The 21,130-nt window shown below is 61.7% G+C and carries 23 protein-coding genes; 12 read left to right on the top strand and 11 right to left on the bottom strand.

The window, feature by feature from the left end:
* Positions 1 to 180 precede the first annotated feature (180 nt).
* Together ACYAS9_RS12860 and ACYAS9_RS12855 are read right to left on the bottom strand one after the other, a co-directional pair.
* Positions 181 to 957 (bottom strand): alpha/beta fold hydrolase, encoded by a 777-nt coding sequence (locus tag ACYAS9_RS12860; RefSeq protein WP_463568928.1) that lies wholly within the window; start codon positions 955 to 957, stop codon positions 181 to 183.
* Between the two features lie 126 nt (positions 958 to 1,083).
* Positions 1,084 to 1,980 (bottom strand): LysR family transcriptional regulator, encoded by an 897-nt coding sequence (locus ACYAS9_RS12855; protein ID WP_463568674.1) that lies wholly within the window; start codon positions 1,978 to 1,980, stop codon positions 1,084 to 1,086.
* A 105-nt stretch (positions 1,981 to 2,085) separates the two neighbouring features.
* Here ACYAS9_RS12855 and ACYAS9_RS12850 point away from each other — a divergent pair, with 105 nt between their 5' ends.
* Both ACYAS9_RS12850 and ACYAS9_RS12845 read left to right on the top strand, forming a co-directional pair.
* Positions 2,086 to 2,754 (top strand): RraA family protein, encoded by a 669-nt coding sequence (locus ACYAS9_RS12850; protein ID WP_463568673.1) that lies wholly within the window; start codon positions 2,086 to 2,088, stop codon positions 2,752 to 2,754.
* A complete protein-coding gene (locus ACYAS9_RS12845) occupies positions 2,751 to 3,989 on the top strand; it encodes a pyridoxal phosphate-dependent aminotransferase (RefSeq protein ID WP_463568672.1) in 1,239 nt (412 codons plus the stop codon). The genes ACYAS9_RS12850 and ACYAS9_RS12845 overlap by 4 nt, the downstream gene beginning before the upstream one ends.
* Positions 3,990 to 4,008: 19 nt before the next feature.
* Here ACYAS9_RS12845 and ACYAS9_RS12840 read toward each other — a convergent pair whose 3' ends face one another.
* The 4 genes from ACYAS9_RS12840 to ACYAS9_RS12825 all read right to left on the bottom strand — a co-directional run bounded on the left by ACYAS9_RS12840 (position 4,009) and on the right by ACYAS9_RS12825 (position 8,733).
* The gene (locus tag ACYAS9_RS12840; protein WP_463568671.1) at positions 4,009 to 5,592 is read right to left on the bottom strand and encodes a methyl-accepting chemotaxis protein; all 1,584 of its coding nucleotides are present in this window, start codon (positions 5,590 to 5,592) and stop codon (positions 4,009 to 4,011) included.
* A 428-nt stretch (positions 5,593 to 6,020) separates the two neighbouring features.
* Positions 6,021 to 6,842, bottom strand: a complete 822-nt coding sequence (gene nadE / locus ACYAS9_RS12835) for an ammonia-dependent NAD(+) synthetase (protein ID WP_463568670.1) — start codon at positions 6,840 to 6,842, stop codon at positions 6,021 to 6,023.
* 13 nt (positions 6,843 to 6,855) lie between these two features.
* Positions 6,856 to 8,073, bottom strand: a complete 1,218-nt coding sequence (pncB, locus tag ACYAS9_RS12830) for a nicotinate phosphoribosyltransferase (RefSeq protein WP_463568669.1) — start codon at positions 8,071 to 8,073, stop codon at positions 6,856 to 6,858.
* 12 nt (positions 8,074 to 8,085) lie between these two features.
* Positions 8,086 to 8,733: an isochorismatase family protein gene (locus ACYAS9_RS12825; protein WP_463568668.1), complete on the bottom strand. Its 648-nt coding sequence runs from the start codon at positions 8,731 to 8,733 to the stop codon at positions 8,086 to 8,088.
* Between the two features lie 193 nt (positions 8,734 to 8,926).
* Between ACYAS9_RS12825 and ACYAS9_RS12820 the strand changes: the two genes are divergently transcribed.
* From ACYAS9_RS12820 to ACYAS9_RS12810, 3 genes are all read left to right on the top strand, one after another.
* Complete coding sequence (locus ACYAS9_RS12820; RefSeq protein ID WP_463568667.1) at positions 8,927 to 9,472, top strand: adenylyltransferase/cytidyltransferase family protein; 546 nt, start codon at positions 8,927 to 8,929, stop codon at positions 9,470 to 9,472.
* Position 9,473: 1 nt separating this feature from the next.
* Positions 9,474 to 10,181 carry an NUDIX hydrolase gene (locus tag ACYAS9_RS12815; RefSeq protein ID WP_463568666.1) on the top strand — a complete coding sequence of 236 codons (708 nt, stop codon included), beginning with the start codon at positions 9,474 to 9,476 and terminating at the stop codon, positions 10,179 to 10,181.
* A 142-nt stretch (positions 10,182 to 10,323) separates the two neighbouring features.
* On the top strand, positions 10,324 to 11,223 hold the full coding sequence (locus ACYAS9_RS12810; RefSeq protein ID WP_463568665.1) for an SDR family oxidoreductase: 900 nt from the start codon (positions 10,324 to 10,326) through the stop codon (positions 11,221 to 11,223).
* An 87-nt stretch (positions 11,224 to 11,310) separates the two neighbouring features.
* Here ACYAS9_RS12810 and ACYAS9_RS12805 read toward each other — a convergent pair whose 3' ends face one another.
* Positions 11,311 to 12,234 carry a LysR family transcriptional regulator gene (locus ACYAS9_RS12805; protein ID WP_463568664.1) on the bottom strand — a complete coding sequence of 308 codons (924 nt, stop codon included), beginning with the start codon at positions 12,232 to 12,234 and terminating at the stop codon, positions 11,311 to 11,313.
* 267 nt (positions 12,235 to 12,501) lie between these two features.
* Between ACYAS9_RS12805 and ACYAS9_RS12800 the strand changes: the two genes are divergently transcribed.
* From ACYAS9_RS12800 to ACYAS9_RS12770, 7 genes are read left to right on the top strand one after another with little or no spacing between them, the layout of a single operon-like run.
* Positions 12,502 to 13,032 (top strand): thiamine pyrophosphate-binding protein, encoded by a 531-nt coding sequence (locus tag ACYAS9_RS12800; protein WP_463568663.1) that lies wholly within the window; start codon positions 12,502 to 12,504, stop codon positions 13,030 to 13,032.
* Positions 13,020 to 13,616, top strand: coding sequence for a thiamine pyrophosphate-dependent enzyme (locus tag ACYAS9_RS12795; RefSeq protein ID WP_463568662.1), 597 nt, complete (start codon positions 13,020 to 13,022; stop codon positions 13,614 to 13,616). Before ACYAS9_RS12800 ends, ACYAS9_RS12795 begins: the two co-directional genes overlap by 13 nt.
* A 14-nt stretch (positions 13,617 to 13,630) precedes the next feature.
* A complete protein-coding gene (locus ACYAS9_RS12790) occupies positions 13,631 to 14,794 on the top strand; it encodes an acyl-CoA dehydrogenase family protein (RefSeq protein WP_463568661.1) in 1,164 nt (387 codons plus the stop codon).
* 47 nt (positions 14,795 to 14,841) lie between these two features.
* Positions 14,842 to 16,032, top strand: coding sequence for a CaiB/BaiF CoA transferase family protein (locus ACYAS9_RS12785; protein WP_463568660.1), 1,191 nt, complete (start codon positions 14,842 to 14,844; stop codon positions 16,030 to 16,032).
* A gap of 31 nt (positions 16,033 to 16,063) precedes the next feature.
* Complete coding sequence (locus ACYAS9_RS12780; protein ID WP_463568659.1) at positions 16,064 to 16,906, top strand: HTD2 family dehydratase; 843 nt, start codon at positions 16,064 to 16,066, stop codon at positions 16,904 to 16,906.
* Complete coding sequence (locus tag ACYAS9_RS12775; protein ID WP_463568658.1) at positions 16,903 to 17,727, top strand: HpcH/HpaI aldolase/citrate lyase family protein; 825 nt, start codon at positions 16,903 to 16,905, stop codon at positions 17,725 to 17,727. Before ACYAS9_RS12780 ends, ACYAS9_RS12775 begins: the two co-directional genes overlap by 4 nt.
* Complete coding sequence (locus ACYAS9_RS12770; RefSeq protein WP_463568657.1) at positions 17,720 to 18,283, top strand: TetR/AcrR family transcriptional regulator; 564 nt, start codon at positions 17,720 to 17,722, stop codon at positions 18,281 to 18,283. Before ACYAS9_RS12775 ends, ACYAS9_RS12770 begins: the two co-directional genes overlap by 8 nt.
* Here the strand turns inward: ACYAS9_RS12770 and ACYAS9_RS12765 are convergent.
* The 4 genes from ACYAS9_RS12765 to ACYAS9_RS12750 form a co-directional block, all read right to left on the bottom strand.
* On the bottom strand, positions 18,269 to 18,925 hold the full coding sequence (locus ACYAS9_RS12765; protein WP_463568656.1) for an alpha/beta hydrolase: 657 nt from the start codon (positions 18,923 to 18,925) through the stop codon (positions 18,269 to 18,271). The genes ACYAS9_RS12770 and ACYAS9_RS12765 overlap by 15 nt on opposite strands.
* 81 nt (positions 18,926 to 19,006) lie before the next feature.
* Positions 19,007 to 19,168: a DUF2256 domain-containing protein gene (locus ACYAS9_RS12760; protein ID WP_463568655.1), complete on the bottom strand. Its 162-nt coding sequence runs from the start codon at positions 19,166 to 19,168 to the stop codon at positions 19,007 to 19,009.
* Entirely contained in the window at positions 19,165 to 20,709 is a 1,545-nt protein-coding gene (locus tag ACYAS9_RS12755; RefSeq protein ID WP_463568654.1) for a cryptochrome/photolyase family protein, read from the bottom strand. The genes ACYAS9_RS12760 and ACYAS9_RS12755 overlap by 4 nt, the downstream gene beginning before the upstream one ends.
* Positions 20,703 to 21,014, bottom strand: a complete 312-nt coding sequence (locus ACYAS9_RS12750) for a DUF6482 family protein (RefSeq protein ID WP_463568927.1) — start codon at positions 21,012 to 21,014, stop codon at positions 20,703 to 20,705. The genes ACYAS9_RS12755 and ACYAS9_RS12750 overlap by 7 nt, the downstream gene beginning before the upstream one ends.
* Between the last annotated feature and the right edge of the window lie 116 nt (positions 21,015 to 21,130).

Genomic DNA, 21,130 nt, shown 5'->3' with positions numbered 1-21,130 from the left:
CACAGGGTCGAGGCAGCCGGCGCTGCTTGCTTTATCTGGCGCGAATCTAGCCGCGCTCAGGCAGCGCGACTATGTCAGCAAAACGGGATGAGCTTATGAGCGTGGCTCATGAATGAGCGGCAAGCCCCGAGGACCGGGGCCTTGGCAGGTGGGCGCGGTTAGCGCCGATACAATTTGCAATCATTGACGCTGCTGAAAGTCGGCAATCCTGCGCCACATCTCAATCGGGTTCGAATACATCGGAAAGTGCCCGCACTCAGCAATCCTGGCAAGTTCCACACCTTGCGCCTGAATATCGGCCAGGTACGACAGGTGACTGTTCTGATCGCCGAACATGAACATTCGCGGGCACGGCAAGCCCAGGAACTTGCTCATCAGGTCGCCATGGTCGGACAACTCCACCATCGAGGTGAAAATTGCGCGCACCGCCTGGGCGCGGACCTTGTGCGGCAGGCTGGCGGCATACAAGGCGCTGGCCGGGTCCGGGCTGTGGCGGGTGCGTTCGATAAAGTCGTTGAAGAATACGTGGGGGTCATCCGCCGGGTAGTCGACGATCTGGCGGCTGAGAAAGCAGTCTTCCGGGGCGATATTGCCTTCTATGTCGATGAAACTGAGTACCCGCTGCGGGCAATGGTGGGCCAGCAACAGCGCCGTGAGTCCGCCCATCGAGTGGCCCACCAGGTGAAAGCGCTGAATGCGGTAGTGCTCCAGCACCTTGAGGGCCGTGGCCAGCAACAACGGAATCGAGACGCGCGACAGGTCGCTGCATGCACTGTCGCCACAACCCGGCGCGTCATAAGCCACGAATGGGCGGCCGTCGAACGCGGCCTGGCGGGTGATGCCGGCGTAGTCTTCCTTGGTCGAGCCAAAGCCATGCAGAAACAGGATCGGCTCACCCTCGCCTTCGCGGTAAACGCTGGCCAGCTCAAGGTCTATGCCGTCGAGGCTGACATTCAGCCGGTCTTGCTTGAAAGAATGCGATTGCGGCACGTGTGGGCTCCTCGGTTTATTCAGCCCGACACTGTCGACGCCGGCACCTTGATCTGTAAATTCCCGATCGACGATGGCTTTCATACGGCAAACCTATTGATCGATGGCGCCCACCTGGCTCACCAGCGCCTCGACCAGGGGATTGGCACGCTCGCGGTTCCAGGCAATCGTCGTGGTGACCACGCTGATTTTCTGGGTCAACGCCCGCAGCACGACGTTACCCGGCGCCAGTTTTTTCATGGCGGCCGGCACCAGCGCGATGCCCTGGCCGCAACTGACAAAGGCAATTTGCGAAGCTACCGAGCGTACTTCGTGCAAGACCCTGGGCGAGAAGCCGTTGGCCCGGCAGGTGGCAATAATATTGTCGAAATACAGCGGGCTGACCTTGCGGGCAAACATCACCAGCGGCTCGTTGGCCAGGCTTTCCAGCCCGATGCGGCTGCGACTGGCCAAGGCATGATCGGCCGGCAACGCGACCATCAGGCGTTCTTCGGTCAGCGGGCGCCACTCGATGGCTTTGCCCAGGTCGCCGTCCAGACGCGCAAAGGCCAGGTCGATATCGCCCGCTTCAAGGGCCGGCACCGCCTCGACGCTGTCGATTTCACGCACTGACACGGTGATATGCGGGTGTTCGAGCTTGAAGCGTTCGATCACTCCCGGCAGTACATCGAACATGGCCGAGGAGATCGCACCGATGGTCAGCATGCCGCGATGACCTGCAACCGCCTCCTCTACCGCCAGTTCCAGGCGTTCGAGCTGATCGGCGAATTTGCGCACCGCCGGCAGAATCGCCGCGCCCACGGGCGTCAATCGCGCACCGCGTCTTGAGCGGTCGAACAGCTTGACCTTGAGTGCCTGTTCAAGAATCTGGATCTGCTCGGTCAAGGGCGGCTGGGTCATGCCCAGGCGCTTGGCGGCGCGGCCAAAGTTCTGCTCTTCGGCCACCGCCAGGAACAACCACAGGTGGCGTATCAGGCGAAAGTTGATCATGTCTTTTCCATAGGTTGAGCGTATGCAATGCATCGTTGATAAGGAATATACCTATCAACCCGCCTGCCTGACACTGGCGCCCTCCTTCACCATCAGGTTCATCCCATGACTCAGGCTTGCGCGCTCGAACGGCTGGCGGCACTGGACACCAACACCGTGTCCGATGCGCTGGATTTCCTTGATCTGCCCGGTGCCACGTTCGGCCTGCGGCCTTTGTGGGGCTGCGGCAAAATCGTCGGCCGCGCCAGCACCGTGCAGTTGGCGGCCAAGACCGGCAACGCGCCCACCGTGCACCTGATTACCCCGGTGATCGAGGCCATTGCCAGCGGCGACAGAGTGCTGGTGATCGCCGGCGGCCTCGAAGGCATTTCGTGCTGGGGCGACATTCTGGCCAATGCCGCCGTTGCCAGGGGCGTGCGCGGCACGGTGATCGACGGCTACAGCCGCGACATCGATGGCAGTGCCGACATCGACTATCCCGTGTACGGGCGTGGCGTCACCATGATCAGCGCCCGCAACCGCGTGGTGCAGGTCGATGCGGGCTGCACCCTTGAGGTGGCAGGTGTTGCCGTCAGCGAGGACGACTATGTGATTGCCGATAGCTGCGGCACGGTGTTTATCGCGCAGGCGCAGATCGACAAGGTGCTCGATCTGGGCGAGCGCATCGCCCGCCGCCAGGGCGGCATGGTCGCGGCGGTGCGCAGCGGCCAGTCGGTTGCCGAGGTGATGCACGACACGCAGTTCGAGGCGATCAATGTGGAGTGCGCACTATGAACGCCGACCTGCAACGACTCAACCAGCGGCTGGCCAGCGCCCGCCCTTCAGCCACCTACGGCATCATTGACCGCGTGGCGCAACGCCGGGCCCAAGGCGCGCAGATTATTTCGCTGTGCGCCGGCGAGCCGGACTTCGACACGCCCGCGCACATTCGCGAAGCCGCCAAACAGGCGATCGACCAGGGCCACACCCGCTACACCCAGGTGGCCGGCAGCCGCGCGCTGCGTGAAGCGGTCGCCGCCAAGTTTCGCCGCGAAAACGGGTTGCAGGTCGAGTGGCAGGACACCCTGATCGGCAGTGGCGGCAAACAGGTGATCTACAACGCGCTGTCGGCCACGCTCAACGACGGTGACGAAGTCATCGTGCCGGCGCCGTACTGGGTCAGCTACCCGGAAATGGTGCAACTGTGCGGCGCGCGCTGCGTGACCGTCACGTGTGACGCCAGCAGCGGCTTCAAGCTGACGCCGCAGGCACTGGCCGCTGCCATCACCCCGCGCACCCGCTGGCTGATCATCAACTCGCCGTCCAATCCGACCGGTGCGGTGTACAGCCGTGATGAGCTGCAGGCTTTGGCCGGCGTGCTGCTCGACCACCCGCAGGTGCTGGTGCTGGCCGACGATATCTACGAACACCTGCTGTTCGACGACCAGACGTTCTACACCCTGGCCCAGGTCGAGCCGCGCCTGGCCGAGCGCACCCTGACCATGAACGGCGTGTCCAAAGCCTACGCCATGACCGGCTGGCGCATCGGTTTTGCCACCGGGCCACGCTGGTTGCTGGCCGCCATGGAGAAACTTCAGGGCCAACAGACCTCGGGCGCCTGTTCGATTTCCCAGCAGGCCGCGATTGCCGCGCTGCAAGGCCCCAAGGACTTCATTGCCCAGAGCCGCGAGGTGTTCCAGCGTCGTCGCGATTTGATGGTGCGGCTGATCAATGCCATTCCAGGCTTGCACTGTGAATGCCCGGCCGGGGCCTTTTATGTGTTTGCCAACTGCACAGGCTTGCTGGGCAAGACCTCGGCGCAAGGCCGCGTGCTGACAACCGATGAAGACGTGGCGCTGGCCTTGCTCGAAGAGAACGATGTGGCCGTTGTGCAAGGCAGCGGCTTTGGCGTCGCGGGGCATTTGCGCATTGCCTACGCGATTGATGATGCTTCGCTGGTCAAGGCCGGCGAAGCGCTCAAGCAGTTTTGTGAAGGCCTGAAAAGTCAGCAAGACCCCGTCGGTGCATGACGCGACGGGGCCTGAACAGTCAAATCTGGAACCGGCCCACCAGGGTTTGCAGGTGCACGCCAAGGCGCGCCAGCTCAATACTGGAGGCGGCCGTTTCCTCGCTGGCGGCGGCGGTCTGTTCGGACACTTCGCGCACATTGAGCACGCTGCGGTTGATCTCGTCCGCCACGGCGCTCTGCTGTTCGGAGGCGGCTGCAATCTGCAGGTTCATCGACTCGATGGTGGCGACAGATCGGGTGATCTTCAGCAGCGACGAACCGGCACGGCGCGTCAGGTCGACGCTGTTACCGGTCAGTGCGCGGCTTTTATCCAGGGTGTCTGCCACTTGCTGGGTGCGTCGATGCAGGCCGCCGATCAGCGCTTCGATTTCTTCGGTCGAGGTCTGGGTGCGTTGCGCCAGGCTGCGCACTTCATCGGCCACCACGGCAAAGCCGCGCCCGGCTTCACCGGCACGCGCCGCTTCAATCGCGGCGTTCAAGGCCAGCAGATTGGTCTGTTGCGCGACCGACTTGATCACGTCCAGCACCGTGCCGATCTTGTCGCTTTCACGCTTGAGCTCGGCCATGGCCTCGGTCGAGTTGCCGACTTCCGCATCCAGATGGGTAATCTGCTCGATCGCCTGGGTGACGACCGTGTCGCTCTCGCGGGCCTCCTGGGCGGCATTGACCGCCGCACGCGAGGCCTCTTCGGCACTGCGCGCGACCTCTTGCACGGTGGCCGCCATTTCGTTCATGGCGGTTGCCACCTGGTCGGTCTCGACTTTCTGGCTGTTGACGCCCGCACTGGTCTGCTCGGTGACGGCAGACAGCTCTTCGGCGGCGCTGGAAATCTGTATGACACCGTCGCGCAAGCCGCCAATCAACTGACGAAGGTTCACGGTCATACGCTGCATGCTGGCCTGCAACATGCCCAGTTCATCGCGACGTGACACCTGGATGTCGTGGCTCAGGTTGCCTTCGGCCACCCGTTCGGCGCTTTGCAGCGCTTCATTCAACGGCACGACGATCAACCGGGTAATCAGCCATGAGGCCAGCAGCCCCAGCAACAAGGCCAGAACGGTGGCGCCGATCAGCCTTTCGCCGGCGGTTTGCACTTCAGCGTCACGCTTTTTGGACTGACTGTCTGTCAAATGCCCGCTGGCAGTAAACAGGGCCTTGATATCGCCGTCCAGAGCAGACTGGGCCTGCCGGGAGTTCACCTCGCTGCGCGCTTCTGTGGCTTGGACAAAATCCTGAAAGTGGCCACGGTAACTCAGTACCGCACTGTCGACTTCCTGGACCAGACGCAGATCGGCAGGGTCGGTAAACTTTTTCGCCAACTCATCGATTCGGGCATCAAGGTCGTCCATCACTTTAATTACAGCGGCGGCGCGTGCAGCGTCTGGCGTAATCGTATAACTCAGGCGCGCAATGCGCATGTCGCGCACCACTTCATTGATCTTGGCAATGCTGCTCAGCCTGGCACTGCGCTCACCCAGGCCGTTGAGCCCGGACCAACCCACGACAGCGATCATGATGGTCAACAATAAAACCACAATAAAGCCCAGGGCCAGTTTGGACCTGACACTTATATTCCCCAATCCCTTCTCTACCGCATCGAACATGTGCGCCACTCAGTGTTTACAAACGTGATGGATGGATACGCTGGAAATAGCCTGCATGGGCTATCTTCAGCACCCGACTATTTTAAAATTCCGGAAGGCCATCCATTGGCTCGGCAAGGCGCCAGCCTTGTCGACGGTTGTCATCAATGCGTGGGGAAAGTATCAAGTTTGATACTTGGGCTCTCGAGTAGGACATTGAGCAAGAAGAGTGAGTCGGCCCTCAAAGAGGGCGACCTTAGTGCATATTATGCAGGGATGCTACCACACGGATCAGGCAAATCGCCATCATCATTAAAGGTACATAAAGAAATATCAGCGACCCAACTTCAGTCGCTGACCAAGAGCATGTTTTAAAAGGCGCGAGACAATCAGAACCCGCAAAAGTTTGCCGGCCCTGATCAATAATAATAACGACTCTCCAGATTTTCTTACGGCACCTTCGGCAACTGGCGTTTATGCGCAGTACGCCTATAAGCCGCCTCAATGATTGCCTGGGTCGTCGGCGTCACTTCTTCGCCCATCAGATAGGCATCAAGTTCTGCATAGCTGCAGCCGTAAGCCACTTCATCCAGCTTGCCGGGTTGCAGTTCTTCAAGATCGGCCGTCGGTGCCTTGTAAACCAGTTGCGCCGGTGCCCCGAGTGCAGCGGCTAGTAAGCGTACCTGGCCCTTGGTCAGCCCCGACAGCGGTGCCAAGTCACAGGCGCCGTCACCGAACTTGGTGAAAAAGCCCATCAGCGCTTCAGCCGCGTGGTCGGTGCCGACTACAAGGCCGTTGGTGAAGTTGGCGATCGCGTACTGCGCCACCATCCGCGCACGGGCCTTGACGTTGCCTTTGGCGAAGTCGGTCAGTTCGGGCGACGGCTGCAAGCCTTCGATGTCGATGGCGGCCATCAAGCCGTCCACGCCTTCGGCAATGTTGGTCGTGGTAATCAGGTCCGGGCGAATGAAGTCCAGGGAGGCCTGCGCATCGCTTTCATCGGCCTGGGTGCGGTAAGGCAGGCGCACGGCGATAAAGCGGGCGTCATGCCCCTGCCCGCGCAGTTGCTCCACCGCCAGCTGGCACAACCGTCCTGTGGTCAGCGAGTCGACACCGCCGCTGATGCCCAGCACCAGGGTCTTGCAGCCTGAGTCTTTCAAGACGTTTTTGATGAAGTCGACGCGCCGGGCGATGTGCTGTTGCTCGCTGCCGGCTTGCCACTGGCGGTCAATGCCCAGATCGCGGGCGATGTCTGTCTGTAGTGTGCTCATGGCGAACGCTCCGTTATTGGTTGTTCAGATCGACGTTGAATACCTGGGCGGCGTATTGCAGGAACGAGGCGTCTTCGCACACGTTCTTGATCGGGTCATCGGAAAACTTCACCACCGGCTCACCGTGTACCCGCACCAGTTTCATCACGATGCTCAGCGGCTCGACACCGTCGACATCGCAAGCCAGACTGGTGCCCATGCCAAAACCGACGCGCGCCTTGCCACGAACATGGCGCAGGATCGGCAGGCACTTCTCGAAGTTCAGGCCATCGGAGAACATCAAGTCCTTGGTCCTGGGGTCGATGCCCAGTTCCTGATAACGCTGCAACACCTTGTCGGCCCAGACGATCGGGTCACCGGAGTCCTGACGCAGGCCGTCGTACAGCTTGGCGAAGTACAGGTCGAAGTCCTTGAGGAAGAAATCGGTGCTGATGCAGTCGGTCAAGGCAATGCCCAGACGACCACGGTATTCATGCACCCAGTTTTCCAGCGCGGCGCTCTGGCTCTCGCGCAGGCGCCCCAGTTGCTGGTGCACCATCAGCCATTGGTGAGCCATGGTGCCGATCAGCGGCAGATCGAATTCGTAGGCAATGTGCGCATTGCTGGTGCCGACAAACACACCGGGAAAGTCCTTGCGCATGATGTCGACCACTTCGCGCTGGGCACGGAACGACAAGCGCCGGCGGGTCGAGAAGTCCGAAACGCGCAACTCGGCCAGCTCTTCAGGGCTGGCGTTTTCCTCCAGCCACTCGAACTTCTGATAGAGCCTGCGGGTGACATCGGCCAGTTCGACGTCCGGGTATTTGTCACGGTTGCGCAACTCGCTGACCATGGCCAGCACCGGCTGCTCGAACATGATGCAGTGCAGCATCGGCCCGCGCACACGGATGTTCAGTTGCCCATCGACCTCTGCAACATGGATATAGCGCAGGTTGAAGCGAAACAGGCCCAGGAACTGCTCGAAATCCGGGGTCAAGTATTCACGGGAGCGCTTGTTGAACAGAAAGCGCTGTTCGCCTTCGCGCATCTGCAGGTCGGCAAGCTTTTCCAGTTCGTCACGGATCTCGGGAATCAGGTGGCCGAGCGACTCTTTGGAGCGAACGATGAACAGGTACTCCACATCGACGTTGGGGTGCTGGTGCAACACCGCCTGCATCATGGTGAAGGTGTAGTAGTCGGTGTCCAGCAGGCTCTGGATAACACCGGTGCTGCGATCGAATGCACTGTCCATGAGTGTCGCTCCTTATTGAGTGGCCAATCGGCTGGTTTCTTCACGGGTTGCCGCCACGGCAATCCCGGCCTTACGCATGTCGTCAATCGCTTGAATGGCGCCTGGCTCGCTGATCGCGCGGCAGGCCGGCAAGTGCACGATGACCTTGAAGCCGGCCGCCGCCAGTTGCAGGGCGGTGGTCTTGACGCAGTAATCCAGTGCCAGTCCGCCGACGATGACCTGTTGTACGCCCCGGCTGTTGAGGTACTCGACAACACCGGTCGACAGCTTGCCGTGCAGGTCGTGGTACAGCGCGCCGTACGGGTGAAACTCAGGCTCTACGCCCTTCCAGACGAAATAGTCGTAGTCATACGGCGCCGGCAGTTCGTCCAGCAGGGTGAAACCTTCAGTGCCCGGCACGCAGTGGCTGACCCAGGTCAGGTCGGCATGCTCAAGCCCGGTGGGCTGCAACATGTCTGTGTGCTGCGCCACCACCCAGGGTGCTTGCGGGCTGTGGGCATCCTTGCTGCCGAGGCGCAGGCTGGCCAGGGTTGCGATGAAATTCAGCTCGCCGCCGATCTGATCACCGCCGGTGACCGGGAGTTCATCGGGACACAGCGGGGTAAAACCCTTTTGTGCATCGACATCGAAAGAAGCCGTGTTTCTCAGTGAAAGGTTCATGTCGTGTACCTCCTTTGCATGAGCCAAAGGTACATGTCGTGTACCTATGTTGCAACCCCTTTCTGAAAATATCCCGCAAGCCCTGTTACGGCAGCGAACAATAGCCATAATGCAGGTAGCGCTGAAACAAGCCCTTCCATCACAGATCAATCTGTCTTAAGGTACACGTCGTGATCTTATTGAGGATTTTGCGATGTATGACATTGCGCTCTACGGCGGCGCCTTCAACCCGCCGCACGCCGGCCATGCCAGCGTGATGATCGAAGCTTCGCGCCAGGCGCATAAGGTGCTGGTGGTGCCCAGCTTCAGGCACCCCGATGGCAAGCGCATGGCCGATTACGCCTTGCGCCTGAAATGGCTGAGCAGCATCGTCGCCCATGTCCGAAAGGACTGCGCCGCCGGGATTGATGTGTGCGATATCGAGGCGCAACTGGCCGCCGTACAGCCGGGCCCGATCTACAGCTATACCCTGCTCGACTATCTGGCCCGCGGCCTGGGAATCGCCGACCGGCAGGTGGCGCTGGTGGTCGGCCCGGACGTGCTTGAGCAGTTGCCCCGCTTCTATCGGGGCAATGAATTGCTGCAACGATTTTCAGTGGTGTGCATCGACGAGCAGATCGGCGTACGCAGCAGCACCCTGCGCGAGCGGCTGATCAAGGGCGAACCGGTGCCAACCCACTGGATGGCGCCAGGCATGAATCCGCTAAACTATGGCCTCTACGCCGCACACGGAAACTGACATGCAAGACCGCATCGCCCCTAGAAGTGCCTATCTGCACACCATCGACTTGTGCGTGCTGCGCTACTGCCGCGACACACAGACGCTGCAAATCCTGTTGAACCAGCGTGACAACGAACCTTTTGCCAACCACTGGGCGCTGCCCGGCATCGTGGTCAATGGCGATGTCGAAGACCGCACGCTGGAGGACGCCCTGGAGCGTCTGCGCAGTTCCAGCAAAGTCGGCATGCCGCTGGCCTGGACCGAGCAGGTCGGCACCGTCGGCGATGCCTTTCGTGACCCGCGCTGCTGGTCGTCCTCGACGTTCTACCTGGCGATCGTCAGCGACAGCGTAGAACTGGCGCCGAATCAGGGTTTCTTTGCGCTCAGGGACGTCGCCTCCGGAGCGTTCAAACTGCCCTTCGACCACAACGAGCTGGTGGCCCGCGCCCACGAGCGTCTGTTTTCCAAGTCGATGTACAGCAGCTTGCCGCTGATGTTCCTCGGCGCGGAATTCAGTGCCCCGCAAGCGGTAACTATCTTTTCGCTGGTGCTGCAGCGCCCGGTGCTCAAGACCAGCATCCGCCAACGGCTGTTGAAGATGATCGAAGCCGGTTACCTGCAAGAATCCGGGCGCAAGAAAAACGGCGAAGGCGGCCGGCCGCAGGCAACGCTGGATAACCTGAAGCCGCAAAGTCTGTACCTGTTTGATCGCAGCTTCCTGGACTGAAACGATTAACCGCCCGCTCTCCTGGCACTGAAAAAAATTGAACGATGGCCTTCCTGCGGCTTTCAACTCTCCTGACTGATCGATGCTGATCGGGTGTTATCCGATCGGCATCCGTGTTGGATTTTTACTGTGGAGAGTACCGATGGCGACCGAAAACCAGTACAGCATGCAGAACCCGTTGACTCAGTACCCGACCCCGAAATTTCCGGAGCAGCCACAATCGGCGCCGGGCACCGTGCATAAGTTGCAGCCAGCGGCGGACCACGGCGAAACCAGCTACAAAGGCTTCGGGCGCCTGAAAAACCGCAAGGCACTTATCACCGGTGCCGACTCGGGTATTGGTCGGGCGGCAGCGATTGCGTATGCCCGCGAAGGCGCCGACATCGTTCTGAACTATCTGCCGGAAGAAGAGCAGGACGCGCAGGAAGTCATCAAGCTGATCGAAGCGGAAGGCCGCAAGGCCGTCGCAATTGCTGGCGATCTGAAAGATGAGCAGTTTTGCCAAAGCCTGATCAGCAAGGCCGTCGAAGCACTGGGCGGGCTGGATATTCTGGTGAACGTGGCGGGCAAGCAAACGGCGCAAAAAGACATCGCCGATCTGACCACCGAGCAGTTCGATGCCACGTTCAAGACCAATGTCTATGCCATGTTCTGGTTGTGCAAGGCAGCGTTGCCGCACTTGCCTGCCGGGGCGACCATCATCAACACCACCTCGATCCAGGCCTACCAGCCTTCGGAAACCCTGCTGGATTACGCGCCAACCAAATCTTCGATCGTGGCGTTCACCAAAGCCTTGGCCAAACAGGTGATCGGCAAGGGCATTCGGGTCAATGCCGTAGCGCCCGGCCCGTTCTGGACACCGCTGCAACCCAGTGGCGGCCAGCCGCAGGAAAAGATTCCGGATTTCGGCTCCGAGACGCCGATGGGCCGTCCCGGCCAGCCGGCTGAATGCGCACCGATCTATGTGCTGCTGGCCAGTCAGGAGTCGAGTTACATCACCGGTGAAATCTTCGGTGTGACGGGCGGCAACCCGCTGCCGTAAAGCGGCGCATCAAAATCGCTGGCGGCGCAATGACCCTTATCCTTGCGCCGCTGAATACCGCCAGCGCCCCGCCTCGCTGGAGCTTTTCTAAAGCATGTGCCCCGCCCAGATCCCCTGCTCTACCAGCTCTGAAGCCAGTTGCACAAACGTCTCCCCGACATAGCGTGTCGCCGGGCTGACGCGGCGGTCTGCCGGTGACACCATCACTACCTTGCGCATCGGCGTCGGCTCGATCAGCGGTGCGGCGCACAAGGTGCCGTTCTGCAAGTGGCCGTAGATCGAAGCCAGGGGCAGTACGGTAAAGCCAAAGCCATGACGAACCAGGTCGATCATGGCGCCAAAGGAATCGGCCTCGACGTGCGTGACCAGCTTGAAGCCGACGTCAAGGGCGCACTGATCCAGAATCTTGCGCAAGCCATGCCGGGCGCTGGGCAGCACCAGCGACTCGCCAGCGAGATGACTGAAGTTGACCGGCGTGTGCATGTTCAGGCCGGCGCTGACCGGGCCGACCAGAATCAGGGTTTCCATCATCACCGGCACGATGCGCAGCGTGTTCAATGGCTCAAGGTCGTAAGAGATCGCCAGCTCCAGCTCACCGCGTTGCAGCCAGTCGACCAGATAGCCACTGAACGCCGAAGAAAGTCGGATCGACAGCTGCGGATGCGCCTCGCGGATGCGCTTGATCAGGGGCACGGTGGCAATTTCGGCAATGGTCGGCGTGGTGCCGATGGCCACGGCGCCGCGCAAGGAGCTGTGCCCACCGGACACCGAACTGCGGATCGCTTCGAGTTCATCCATGATCCGCGTTGCGTGTTGCAGCACTTCATTGCCAGCCTCGGTGATGACCATGCCGCGTCCGTGGCGCTCGAACAGATAAACGCCCAGTTCCTTTTCCAGTTGCCGGATCTGGCGACTCAATGCCGGCTGGGCGATGTGCAGCCGGTCGGAGGCCTTGCTGAGGCTGCCGAGTTCGGCCACATGAATCAGGGTTTTGAGCTGAACGACGTCCATGGGTTGACTCACTGATAACCGCACTGTTGGCCCCCAGTCTAAACAAGCACCGCCCCGGCCAGCTATAGCATTCGGGCATAGCTGTTAGACGCCCCGCGCTCTTATTCAGGGCAACGCTCTGGAGTAGCGTTGCACCACTGGCTATCGATGCCCGCACGGCATATCTCAAAGAGAAAAACGGTAGTCGTCGTGTCCGCTGCTTCACCCCATGCTGAACCCCGACAAAAGCACCATCCATAACAAGAGCAATACGTACGGGAGACACTCATGTCATCGCAAGAAACTGAACAACACTGGCAAGAGGACGTGTTCAGCGTACTCAAGGCCCATGACGTCAAACACATTGTGTTCGTGCCGGATGCAGGCCACAGCGCCTCGATCCGCATGGCCTATACCGACCCCGATATCAAGGCCGTGGTGCTGACCACTGAAGAAGAAGGCATTGGTTATCTCGCCGGCGCCTGGCTGGGCGGCGAGCGCGGCGCGCTGTTGATGCAGTCTAGCGGTGTCGGCAACTGCATCAACACCCTGGCCTTGCAGAACTGCGCCGGTTTTCCGCTGCTGATGGTGGTGACCATGCGTGGCGACTGGGCTGAATTCAACGCCTGGCAAAACCCCATGGGCCAGGCCACCGAGGCCGCGCTGAACCTGATGAAAGTGATGACCTGGCGCGCCGATGTGCCCGAAGACGTCGCGCCGCTGCTGCACGGCGCCGCCACCATGGCGTTCAACGGCGATTCTGCCACCGCACTGCTGCTCGGTCAGCGCCTGATCGGAGAAAAGAAATGGGTCAAGTAAGTGCTAATCACAGCCTCTGCCGCCGCGAAGTGGTACGCACCCTGCTCGCCGACCGTAAGGATGTGCTGGTGGTCACCGGCCTGGGCTCGGCCTCTTACGATGTCATGGCCGCCGGCGACCACGACAACAACTACTACCTGTGGGCGGCGATGGGCAGCTCGATCACCGTCGGCCTGGGCCTGGCCAATGCCCAGCCGGACAAGTCGGTGGTGGTGATTACCGGCGACGGTGAACTGCTGATGGGCTTTGGCGCCCTCGCCACTGTGGCCCTGCAAAAGCCTGCCAACCTGACCGTGGTGGTGCTGGACAACGGCCACTTCGGCGAAACCGGCATGCAGATCAGCCACGCCGGTTTCGGCATAAAGCTCGATCAGGTCGCGCAGACCTGCGGTTTCAGCTGGACCGGCGAGATCCGCGACCTCGATGGCGTACACGACCTGCGCGAACGCTTCGCCACGCGCGAGGGCGTGAAGCTGGCCACGGTCAAGATCAAGGCCGAGAACCCGCCGCGCGTATTGCCACCGCGCGACGGTTTCTACATCAAGAACCGCTTCCGCGCAGCGCTTGGCTTTCAGCCGACCTGATCTGGAGAACACGCATGAGCGACTACGACAACGATGAACTCAACGCCATCCGCGAAGGCGTGCGCGCCCTGTGTGGCGACTTTCCGGCCGAATACTGGCGCAGGATCGATGAAGAAAAGGGCTTTCCCGAAGCCTTCGTCACCGCCATGACCGAGGCCGGCTGGCTGTCGGCGATGATCCCTGAAGAATACGGCGGCTCGGGCCTGGGCCTGGCCGAAGCTTCGGTGATCCTTGAAGAGGTGAACCGCTGCGGCGGCAACTCCGGCACCATTCACGGGCAGATGTACAACATGTTCACCTTGCTGCGTAACGGCAATGAAGAACAGAAAAGCTATTACCTGCCGCGTTTCGCCAGCGGCGAGCTGCGCTTGCAGTCGATGGCGGTGACCGAGCCCACCACCGGCACCGACACCACCAAGATCAAGACCACGGCGGTGCGCAAGGGCGACAAGTACGTGATCAACGGCCAGAAGGTGTGGATCTCGCGGGTCCAGCATTCCGACCTGATGATCCTGCTGGCGCGTACTACACCGCTGGCCGAGGTGACGAAGAAATCCGAAGGCATGTCGATCTTTCTGGTCGACTTGCGTGAGGCCATCGGCAACGGCCTGACCGTGCAGCCGATTGCCAATATGGTCAACCACGAGACCAATGAGCTGTTCTTCGACAACCTGGAGATTCCGGCCAGCAGCCTGATCGGCCAGGAAGGCAAAGGCTTCCGCTACATCCTCGACGGCCTGAATGCCGAGCGCACGCTGATCGCCGCCGAGTGCATTGGCGACGGCCGCTGGTTCATCGAAAAGTCTGCCCAGTACGCGCGTGATCGCGTGGTCTTCGGCCGGCCGATTGGACAAAACCAGGGCGTGCAGTTCCCGATTGCCGAGGCCCACATCGAAATCGAAGCGGCAGACCTGATGCGCTGGCAGGCCTGCGAGCTGTACGACAAGGGCCAGAACGCCGGTGCCGCCGCCAACATGGCCAAGTACCTGGCGGCCAAGGCCAGTTGGGAGGCGGCCAACGCTTGCCTGCAGACCCACGGCGGCTTTGGCTTTGCCAACGAATATGACGTGGAGCGCAAGTTCCGCGAGACCCGGCTGTACCAGGTCGCGCCGATCTCGACCAACCTGATCCTGTCGTATGTGGCCGAACACCTGCTGGAGCTGCCGCGTTCTTTTTAGACCGAACGTTTCACCGCCCAAACATGGATAACAAGAGAGAAAACGCCATGAACATGCGCCCGCTGGACGGCATCACGGTCGTCAGCCTCGAACACGCGATTGCTGCGCCCTTCTGCACCCGCCAACTGGCGGACCTGGGCGCGCGGGTCATCAAGGTCGAGCGCCCGGGCACCGGCGATTTTGCCCGGGGCTACGACCAGCGCGTCAATGGCCTGGCCTCGCATTTCGTGTGGACCAACCGCTCCAAGCAAAGCCTGACCCTGGACCTCAAGCAGGACCCGGCTTGCGAGATTCTTGATCAACTGCTGGAACAGGCCGATGTGCTGGTGCAAAACCTCGCGCCGGGGGCCGCGGCGCGCCTGGGTTTGTCGTTCGAGGCGCTGCATGCGCGCTTTCCGCGGCTGATCGTCTGCGATATTTCCGGCTACGGTGCCGGTGGCCCTTATGAACAGAAAAAAGCCTATGACCTGCTGATCCAGAGCGAAGGCGGCTTTCTTTCGGTGACCGGTGGCGCGGGCGAAGAACAGATGGCCAAGGCCGGCAACTCGATAGCCGATATCGCCGCTGGCATGTACGCCTACACCGGCGTGCTGTCGGCGCTGTTGCTGCGCGGCAAGACCGGTGAAGGCAGCCATGTCGAGGTGTCGATGCTCGAAAGCCTGGTCGAGTGGATGAATTACCCGCTGTATTACGCCTACGACGGCGCCAGCCCGCCGCCGCGTGCGGGCGCGGCGCACGCCACGATCTACCCGTACGGGCCGTTTCCGATCGGCGATGGCAGCACGGTGATGCTGGGCCTGCAAAACGAACGCGAATGGCGGCTGTTCTGCGAGCAGGTGCTGGTGCAGCCGGCCCTGGCCGATGACCCGCGTTTCGAGGCTAACTTCAAGCGTGTGGAAAACCGCGAGGCCTTGCGGGCGCTGATTGTCCAGGCCTTTGCCACGCTGGATTTCGACACGGTGATCCAGCGTCTCGACCAGGCCAGCATCGCCAATGCGCGGGTCAACGACATGCAGGGCGTGTGGGAACATCCGCAGTTACAGGCCCGCGAACGCTGGTGTCAGGTCGCAACGCCGGCCGGCCATATTCCCAGCCTGTTGCCGCCGGCCAACAGCAACGCCTTCAGTCCGCGCATGGACCCGGTGCCGGCACTGGGCGAACACAGCGCCAGCATTCTTGCCGAGCTGGGCCTGTCCAGCGAGCGCATCGAGCAATTGCACAGCGCCGGGGTCATTTGACTGCCATCAGGCTTTGAACAAGGACATTTGCATGCCAACTCAAGACTTCAGTGCCTGGATCGGCCGTACCGAAACCAGCCACGACCGCATCACTCCCACGCTGGTCAAGCGCATCGCCGCCACACTCAGCGAACCGACACCTGAGGCCGGTAGCGCCCTGCCGCTGCTGTGGCACTGGGCATTTTTTCAGGAGCCAGTCGAGGCTGCCGGCCTGGGCGGCGACGGCCATCCGGCGCGTGGTGGTTTCCTGCCGCCGGCTGATAACCGCAACCGCATGTGGGCCGGCGGCCGCCTGCACTTCATTCAGCCGCTGCGCGTGGACGCCGAGGTGTCGCGGCGCTCGACGATTCTCAATGTCGAAGAAAAGCACGGCCGCACCGGTTCACTGCTGTTCGTCACCGTGCGCCATGAATACCTCCAGGATGGCGACACGCTGCTGGTCGAAGAACAGGACATCGTCTACCGCGAACCGACGCCGCCCAAACTCGGCGGTACCGAGGCGGCACCCGTCGCCGAGTGGCAAGAAACCGTGCAGGCGGACGCGACCTTGTTGTTTCGCTATTCGGCGGTGACCTTCAATGGCCACCGGATTCATTACGACTGGCCGTATGTCACCGAAACCGAAGGTTATCCGGGGCTGGTGGTCCACGGCCCGCTGATTGCCACGCTTAACCTGCGCGCCTTTCAGCGTGCCAACCCGACAGCCACGGTGCAGCGCTTCAGCTTTCGCGGCCTGCGGCCATTGATCTCGCCGACGCCTTTCGAGGTCGGCGGCCGACGGCTTGAAGACGGCAAGGCGCAACTCTGGGCCAGCACCGGGTCGGGCATGGCCCAGGCCGGCGAAGTCGAGTTCACAACGGAGGACGCGCAATGACTGCGGCTGTCGTACGTTCAGCGCTGTTCGTGCCGGCCAGCCGCCCGGAACGTATTGCCAAGGCGCTGGCCAGCGGCGCGGACCGGGTTATCGTCGACCTGGAAGATGCCGTCGAAGAAAGCGCCAAGGAACAGGCCCGCGACAATCTGGCGGCCTTTCTACAACAGCAGCCGGACGCGCAGGTGCTGGTGCGGGTCAATGCGCCGGAGCACTGGGCGCACGAAGCCGATCTGGCGTTGTGTCAGCGCCATGCCGGCGTCAGCGGCATTCTGCTGCCCAAGGCCGAAACCGCCGGGCAGGTGCGGCTGGCGCATGCGACGGGCAAACCGGTGTGGCCCATCATCGAAAGCGCCAAAGGCCTGGTTGCGCTGGCGCACATTGCGGCCAGCGCCGGTGTCGAGCGTTTGTCGTTCGGCAGCCTCGACCTTGGCCTGGACCTGAACCTGCGCACCGGCAGCGAGGCGGCCGAACAGGTGCTGAGCCACGCCCGCTATGCCGTGCTGCTGCACAGCCGCGTTGCCGGACTGGCGGCGCCACTGGACGGCGTCTTTCCGGCTATCCAGGACACCGAGGGTTTACACCGCCACGTTCAGTTTGCCCGTGACATGGGCTTTGGCGGCGCGTTGTGCATTCACCCCAGCCAGGTCGCGGTGATTCACCGGGCGCTGCAACCGTCAGCCAGTGAGCTTGAGTGGGCGCGGCGCGTGGTGGCCGGTGCCGAGAGCGGCGCCGGCGTCTTCACCCTCGACGGCCAGATGGTCGATGCGCCGGTGATCCTGCGCGCCCGCGCCATCCTCGAACAGGCCGCCGACCATGGCTGAACCGGCCTGTAGCAGCCCGGATTTTCTGTTGCAGGCCGCACGCGAACTGATGGCCGAGGCCGGCTACGGCGCGATGAGCATGCGCCAGCTCGCCGGTAAGGTGGGTTTGCAACCCGGCAGCCTGTATCACCATGTCGCCAGCAAGCAGGACCTGCTGGTCGATGTGCTGCAGGACATCATCGAGCGGCGCGTACACGCCTGGCGCACCGGGCGATTCAGCCGCGACCTGCACGGTTATCTGGTTTTCCTGCTCAAGCGTCAGCGCTCCTATCCCTGTGAAGAGCGGGTGCTGTGCCATGAAATCTGCCATGTAGAACCGGCGCTACGGCCGTGGATCGATCAGAAGATGGATCGCTTGCAGGCGCCGTTGCGGCAGATCATCGAGCGTGGCCAGCGCGCGGGCAGTTTCAAATGCCAGGACAGCCACAGCTCGGCCGAAGCGATCCTGGCACTGGTGCAGGCCGCCGACGGCATGCGTCGCCGGCGTGTGCCCGTCGATGAAACCTGGATCGAGGCCTGGGTGTTGCAAATGAGCCTGGCGTTATTGACCGCTTGAAGATAACGCCCCGTTCAGGTGGCGTGCCACCTGCTCGGCGGCCACGCTCAGGCAGCCCTTGAAGAAATGATTGGCGCCCGCAAACACCGTGACCGGGCGCTGATCAGGCCGCGCCCAGTCAAGCAGATTTGCCAAGGGCGCCATTTCGTCCAGCTCGCCATGCAACAGCAGGCAGTCGGTCGGCAGCGGCAAAGGCTGGTAATAGCGGCCGCCCGGCACCTCAGCCACCGGCAGCCCCAACAGCGCGACGGCATGCAGAGGCTGGGACACGGCGCAGGCCACGTGTGCGAACACATGCGCGCCAAACGAGAACCCCACCAGCGCAAGCGGCAGATCAGGGTATCGGCCCTTGAAATACTCGACCACCGCCAGGCTGTCCTGGGTTTCGCCCTGCCCCTCGTCATAGGTGCCGGCGCTGTTGCCTACGCCGCGAAAGCCTGGGCGCACCACCAGCCAGCCGTCGGCACATAAATGCCGCGCCAGGGTCAGCGGCACCACATGCCGTGGGCTGCCACCCAGCAAGGGCTGAGGGTGGCTGATCAGCACAATGCCTTTGGCAGGTTGTGCGGGCGCATCGATAAACAATTCAATGTGACCGACCGGTCCATTAATAAGCAGTTCACGGGGCAGATCGTTGGGCATGAGGCGCGGTTCCGTATCCAGGGGCATTGCGCAGGCTAGCAGCCAGCGCCACAGCCTCCAAGGTGCAGGCTTGTCTAGCTGTTATGGCGTTCGGGCATTGCTGCCATGGCGCGACCTGCGGCAGCGCTCGGAACAATAGCGAACCTCGTCCCAGCATTTTTCCCAGCGCTTGCGCCAACTGAACGGCAGGCCGCACACCACGCAGGTCTTGTGCGGCAAATCGGCCTTTTTTACACGCTTCAAAGAGTCTCTCCTGCATCGAGCCGGGCCAGCAAGCGTTCGCCGCGTTGCCACAGCGCTTGCTGGCGGCTTTCAGGCATGTCGTGCAGGTTGCGGTAAACCATGGTCAGGCGCGGGTTGGCGGCCAGTGCTTGTTGGTGACGCAGCAGAAAGTGCCAGTAAAGCGCATTGAACGGGCAGGCATCCTCTTCCACGGAGCGATCGACCCGGTACTGACAGTTGTCGCAATGGTCGGACATCCGCTGAATGTAACGGCCACTGGCGCAATAAGGTTTGGAGCCCAGGTAGCCGCCATCGGCGTGCATCACCATGCCCAGCGTGTTGGGCAATTCAACCCAGTCGAAGGCGTCCAGATAGACCGCCAGGTACCAGTCGCAAATGGCCGACGGTACGATGCCGGCCAGCAAGGCAAAATTGCCGGTGACCATCAGCCGCTGAATGTGGTGCGCATAACCGTGCTCCAGCGTCTGGCCGATGGCCTGGGCCATGCAGCGCATGCCGGTGGCGCCGGTCCAGTAAAACTCCGGTAACGGCCGTTGATTGCCGAAGGCATTCAGTTCGGCGTATTCAGGCATGCGCAGCCAGTAGATGCCGCGCACGTACTCACGCCAGCCAATCAGTTGGCGGATAAAGCCCTCGGCCGCATTGAGCTTGACCCTGCCCTGACGATGCGCGGCCTCGACATCGCTGCACAGCTGGCGCAGGTCGAGCAAGCCGATGTTCAGCGCGGCGCTGATCCGCGCATGAAACAGGAACGGCTCGCCCTCGGCCATGGCGTCCTGATAGTCACCAAAGGCGGCCAGCGAAAAGTCGAGAAAGTGCAGCCACAGCGCCTGCGCCTGTTGATGAGTCACCGGGTAATCGAAACTGTCGACAGCGCCGTAATGGTCACTGAAACGCTCGCGTACCAGCGTCAGCACCTCAAGGGTAATGGCGTCATGGGCAAAGTGTGCGGCAAACGGCCCGCGCAGGCAGCGTGGGAGGGACTTGCGGTTGCTGCTGTCGAAATTCCAGCTGCCGCCCAGCGGGCTGCCATCGGCGTCGAGCAACAGGCCGCTGCGTTTGCGCATCCACTGGTAGAACGGTTCCATGCGCAACTGATCGCGGCCGCTGGCCCAGCCGGCAAATGCCTGGCGCGAGCACAGAAAGCGCCGGTCCGCGTGCCATACCAACGGCAAGCCGCTGTCATGCAGCGCCTGCTCCAGGCGCCATTCGCCGCACTCGGTCACGTGTAACTGCGACGCCCCCAATGTGTGCTGCCAGCGGCTCAGCTCACCCGCGATACTGCCGCTGTTGCCCGGCGCATCCAGGCGCACATACACCACTTGCCAGCCACGTTCGCGCAACGCCTCGGCGAAATGGCGCATGGCACTGAAGATCAGCACGATTTTCTGGGGATGATGCGGCACGTACCGCGCCTCGCCCTCGACTTCGGCCATCAGCAGCACATCGCGCTGCGGGTCCAGCGCGTGCAGCAGGTCGAGGTTGAACGACAACTGGTCGCCCAGAATCAGCCCCAGACGCGGTGGTGGATGGTTTACCACTGCCGTTCCAGGCTCACCGGCAGGCGCAACGGTTCGATCGGCCCGTCGCGGCGCCCGCACATTTCATCGTGGACCACGTGCTGCACCAGCACGCAAGGCAGCGCCGGCAAGGCGTATTCATGCAGCAAGTCGCGCAGATGCGTGGTTGAACGCAGGCGCAGGGTTTCGCCGCGCTCATCGACCAGGTAATGGCTGCCGTGTTGAGACTTTACCCGCAGCAGGTAGAAACCGCCCTCCAGAGAGAACAGCTCCAGTTCATGGATTTCCCCGGCCCTGGCGCGTTCGACAAAGCGTTTCAGGTTCACTTGAGTGTCTTGGCTCATCGCGCTCATTCCTCATGGAAAACCAGGGAAATATTGTACAAATAAAAATCTTTGTATAGTTTTTTCAGTATGGGATGACAAACCGGTACAACTTTTTG

The sequence above is a fragment of the Pseudomonas sp. HP_08 genome, from assembly GCF_055284095.1.
The sequence above is the reverse complement of the archived record's forward strand: the minus strand, read 5'-3'. Positions and strand labels throughout refer to the sequence as shown.

What these genes read in the sequence shown, in the direction of transcription:
- ACYAS9_RS12855 (WP_463568674.1), bottom strand. Translation starts at nt 1,980, where the DNA reads ATGATCAACTTTCGCCTGATACGCCACCTGTGGTTGTTCCTGGCGGTG.
- ACYAS9_RS12850 (WP_463568673.1), top strand. Translation starts at nt 2,086, where the DNA reads ATGACTCAGGCTTGCGCGCTCGAACGGCTGGCGGCACTGGACACCAAC.
- ACYAS9_RS12845 (WP_463568672.1), top strand. Translation starts at nt 2,751, where the DNA reads ATGAACGCCGACCTGCAACGACTCAACCAGCGGCTGGCCAGCGCCCGC.
- ACYAS9_RS12840 (WP_463568671.1), bottom strand. Translation starts at nt 5,592, where the DNA reads ATGTTCGATGCGGTAGAGAAGGGATTGGGGAATATAAGTGTCAGGTCC.
- nadE (WP_463568670.1), bottom strand. Translation starts at nt 6,842, where the DNA reads ATGAGCACACTACAGACAGACATCGCCCGCGATCTGGGCATTGACCGC.
- pncB (WP_463568669.1), bottom strand. Translation starts at nt 8,073, where the DNA reads ATGGACAGTGCATTCGATCGCAGCACCGGTGTTATCCAGAGCCTGCTG.
- ACYAS9_RS12825 (WP_463568668.1), bottom strand. Translation starts at nt 8,733, where the DNA reads ATGAACCTTTCACTGAGAAACACGGCTTCTTTCGATGTCGATGCACAA.
- ACYAS9_RS12820 (WP_463568667.1), top strand. Translation starts at nt 8,927, where the DNA reads ATGTATGACATTGCGCTCTACGGCGGCGCCTTCAACCCGCCGCACGCC.
- ACYAS9_RS12815 (WP_463568666.1), top strand. Translation starts at nt 9,474, where the DNA reads ATGCAAGACCGCATCGCCCCTAGAAGTGCCTATCTGCACACCATCGAC.
- ACYAS9_RS12810 (WP_463568665.1), top strand. Translation starts at nt 10,324, where the DNA reads ATGGCGACCGAAAACCAGTACAGCATGCAGAACCCGTTGACTCAGTAC.
- ACYAS9_RS12805 (WP_463568664.1), bottom strand. Translation starts at nt 12,234, where the DNA reads ATGGACGTCGTTCAGCTCAAAACCCTGATTCATGTGGCCGAACTCGGC.
- ACYAS9_RS12800 (WP_463568663.1), top strand. Translation starts at nt 12,502, where the DNA reads ATGTCATCGCAAGAAACTGAACAACACTGGCAAGAGGACGTGTTCAGC.
- ACYAS9_RS12795 (WP_463568662.1), top strand. Translation starts at nt 13,020, where the DNA reads ATGGGTCAAGTAAGTGCTAATCACAGCCTCTGCCGCCGCGAAGTGGTA.
- ACYAS9_RS12790 (WP_463568661.1), top strand. Translation starts at nt 13,631, where the DNA reads ATGAGCGACTACGACAACGATGAACTCAACGCCATCCGCGAAGGCGTG.
- ACYAS9_RS12785 (WP_463568660.1), top strand. Translation starts at nt 14,842, where the DNA reads ATGAACATGCGCCCGCTGGACGGCATCACGGTCGTCAGCCTCGAACAC.
- ACYAS9_RS12780 (WP_463568659.1), top strand. Translation starts at nt 16,064, where the DNA reads ATGCCAACTCAAGACTTCAGTGCCTGGATCGGCCGTACCGAAACCAGC.
- ACYAS9_RS12775 (WP_463568658.1), top strand. Translation starts at nt 16,903, where the DNA reads ATGACTGCGGCTGTCGTACGTTCAGCGCTGTTCGTGCCGGCCAGCCGC.
- ACYAS9_RS12770 (WP_463568657.1), top strand. Translation starts at nt 17,720, where the DNA reads ATGGCTGAACCGGCCTGTAGCAGCCCGGATTTTCTGTTGCAGGCCGCA.
- ACYAS9_RS12765 (WP_463568656.1), bottom strand. Translation starts at nt 18,925, where the DNA reads ATGCCCAACGATCTGCCCCGTGAACTGCTTATTAATGGACCGGTCGGT.